The sequence below is a fragment of the Bacteroides stercorirosoris genome, assembly GCF_900142015.1.
Lineage (GTDB): Bacteria > Bacteroidota > Bacteroidia > Bacteroidales > Bacteroidaceae > Bacteroides > Bacteroides stercorirosoris.
This window is the reverse complement of sequence record NZ_FQZN01000075.1, coordinates 1-3,494: the sequence shown is the minus strand read 5'-3', so window position 1 is coordinate 3,494 and position 3,494 is coordinate 1. Positions and strand designations below refer to the sequence as shown.

Here is a 3,494-nt window from a genome sequence, read left to right as displayed (position 1 = left end):
TCCGTTTCCATTCTATGTCCTGTTCAGAAAAGGGTGTTCCTCCGGGGCTTTGACACCCTTGCATACACCTGAGTTTCAATCAATTGCGAACACTTTATGTAAGATACGGCAAGCTTTGTATTCCTCTTGCCAATTGATTTTCCGTAGCCGGTCATTACCTTTGTTTTATTGCAGGTAAATAGCTATTAAAGAATGGATTAAGAGCAATAATCGTCTTTTAATCGTTCGTTTTTTGTGCGCAAACTGAAGCCATATTTGCACTAAGATTCTTTCAACAAAAGGAAGGAGGAAAAAACACAATTTTATTTCCAGGATAACTCTTTATAGATTAACAACATATGACACAAAAGAAAAGCATGAACAGCTTTTATTTATCAGAATATTTTGTTATTTCATTTCTCTGCACTATCTTTGCGAACATTAAACGAACGATTAAAAAACACCACCGATTTAGTACAATCATTATTGACACCATCCCTATTCACCCGCTTCACTCCCCTATCATATCCACAGTGCAGCATCTTCCTTTCAATCCACCAACAGGACATTTCCCTTTTATAATAATGTACCCGCGTATACACACGCACAGGCGCGTATTTCCCTATTTTTTCTTTAGACCCTGTTACACACATTCTATTATCAATAGGGGGTAGCCCCCCTACCCTATTTACCTGCCTGTGTGTAACAACACCCAAAGAAAATATTCACTTTTTCAGACGAAAACAGAAGATATTACCATTATAAACGTTAATTTTGCTTTCGCATTTTAAATTAATAATAATTTACCAACTTTTAAAATTGTGGTTTTATGGATAAAAAAACACAATATTGAGTATTGAACTCATGAAGGAGGATGGTTATGACATCCAAATAGAGAGAGCAGAAAACAGGATCAACATCCTGTTAGTTGAAAATGAAGCGTTTGACGGGCGCATGATCGTCAAAGCCGGGGAAAGGGAAGAGTTCCTGACACCGTGGGTACGGAAGCTTATCGGGCAAAAGAAGGAGGCGGGACTGAAAGGGACCACACACCTGGCAAGATTGCTAAACCGCAGTATAGCCTTCGAAAAGGGAAAAAATGAAAAAGGATTCATATCACCGGAAAGCCTTAATAGTGAAATCATTAAGCTAAGAAAAGAGATGCTGAATGAAAGAAAGGAAGACGGGAAAAAGGAAATACCGGGATAGATACGAACCTTTCTGCTAAATTGTGGTTTTTGCGCCTTTTCATGAGGAAAAGGCGCAATCACGTTTAAAATATTATGCATTCTTTTGTGCCGCCATAAGGCAGACTAAAACAATCAAAAATCAGAAATGGAGAATATTCCGGTTACCGCATACAGCGGTTTCAGTAATGTACGGGGAGAAATGACTCTCCGGAAAGCAATAGAAAACATCACAAAAGGGCTGCATGCAAGGCTCGTATTCAAAATCAGGATGCTCGTCAGCCAGGGAAAGACCGAAGAGGCGAACAATGTGAAGAAGCAGTTGCCGTTCTACACCGTCACGGCAACATACAGGCAAAAGAGGCAGGCGTACAGCATGACAGGGTATACCCGGGTCATACTGCTGGATATTGACGACCTGCCGGAAGGAAAGCTGGAAGAGCTGAGAAAGAAAATCAACGGAGACCCAAACACGCTCGCCTCTTTCCTCACTCCAAAAGGACACGGGTTCAAGCTCTTCGTCTTCCTGAAAACAGCTTATGCCATCCGGCTGAGGGAGGTACTGGCGGCAGAAGACAAGGTGGAGTTCAACACGTTGGAGAAACATCACCTGGCCATGTACAATGCCTGCAGGGAATACTACGAACAGTTGCTCGGAGTGGAAGTGGACGGAAGCGGGAAAGATATATCAAGGGGATTCTTCACATCTTACGATGATAAGGCATACCTGAACGAGGAACTGATGAAAGAGGTGGACGGGACGCTCACAGATATTGTTTTACCCGAAGGAACGGCGGGGAAAAAGAAAAGTACCAAGGCGGCAGGTGATAAGGCGGCAAAGGAAAGAGTGGTAAGTGACAAGACAGTAAGTGACACGGCGGTAGGTGATAAAAAGCCGGAGGGCGACAAGCCGGAAGCGGATAAGGCGGAAGCGGAAGCCGAGCCCTGGGAAAGGATGGAATTCAACAAGGCCGTGCTCGCAGTAAAGAGAATATCGAGATTCGAGGAAGGAAACAGGGACAACTTCCTGTTCGCGCTGGGAAACAAATGCTATACGAAAGGGATTGATGAGAATGTAGCCGTCAGGCTGGCGAGGGAGAAGTTCGGACAGGAAGGGATGGACGTGGCTACGCCACTGCATAATGCGTATACGTACACCGACAAGACCTACGAGGCGCTCGGACGGAAGGAAGAGAAAACAGATACCATCAACCTGGTGCTCGACTTCCTCAAGGCGCACTATGACATACGGAGGAACGTGATACTCGACAGGCTGGAATATCTAGACTTCAACGAGAAGGAAGAGAGATGGAAAGGAAGCTTCAGACCCATGAGGACGAGAAGCTTCAACTCCATATTCCTGCAGCTCCAACTGGCAGGGATCAGGTGTTACAGGAACTTCCTCCAGGCGGTCATAGACTCATCATACGCAAGGGAGTTCAACCCGTTCATGGAGTACATAGGGAAACTCAAGCCATGGGACGGGGTCACAGACTACATCGGAGAGCTGGCGGACACCGTGCAGGCGGAAGACCGGGAGTTCTGGAAGACAAGTTTCCGGAGGTGGTTCGTAGGGATGCTGGCAGGAGCTTTGAAGGACGATACCGTGAACCACCTGGTCATCATCCTGTACTCCGAACAGGGAAAGGGGAAGAGCACATGGATACGCAGGCTGCTGCCGCCCGAATGGAAGGAGTATTACCGGAACGGCATGGTGGACCCGGGAAACAAGGACCACCAGATACTGCTCAGTACGCATCTCATCATCAATATGGAAGAGTTTGAAGGAGTGAGAATCGGAGACATGGCGGGACTCAAAAGGATCATCACACAGGAAAGCGTGACAGAGAGGAAAGCCTACGACATGCAGGCGTACAATTACATAAGGCACGCATCGTTCATTGCAAGTACAAACAACAGGCAATGCCTGCAGGATATAGGGGGAAACAGGCGGTTCCTGCCCTCGTCGGTCATATCGCTGGATTACCGCACGCCGGTGAATTACGAAGGCGTATACGCGCAGGCTTACGCTCTGCTGAAACAGGGGTTCCAGTACTGGTACGAGGGGGAGGAAATAGACGGGTTGAACAGGCACAACGAGCGGCACAGGATGAAGGATCCCGTGGAGGAAGACCTGTTCGTGTACTTCCGCAAGCCCGGCCCCGAAGACCTCCACGTGAAGTGGATGCCGGCGGCGGCCATACTCAGCAAGATTGCGACCTACGGAAAGATACAGGTGAACAGGCAGACCACACAGACACTGGTGCTCTCGCTGGAGAAGTACGGGTTCCGCACCAGAAGGGACAGGCAGGGAAGCACGGAGTATGA

At 47.3% G+C, this 3,494-nt stretch carries 2 protein-coding genes; both read left to right on the top strand.

Annotation, left to right across the window (positions count from 1 at the left end; all coding sequences use genetic code 11):
* The first annotated feature begins 828 nt into the window (after window positions 1-828).
* On the top strand, window positions 829-1,188 hold the full coding sequence (locus BUC01_RS24735) for a hypothetical protein (RefSeq protein ID WP_025836039.1): 360 nt from the start codon (window positions 829-831) through the stop codon (window positions 1,186-1,188).
* A gap of 126 nt (window positions 1,189-1,314) precedes the next feature.
* On the top strand, window positions 1,315-3,494 hold a 2,180-nt coding region (locus BUC01_RS24730), incomplete at its 3' end, for a VapE domain-containing protein (protein WP_073315197.1).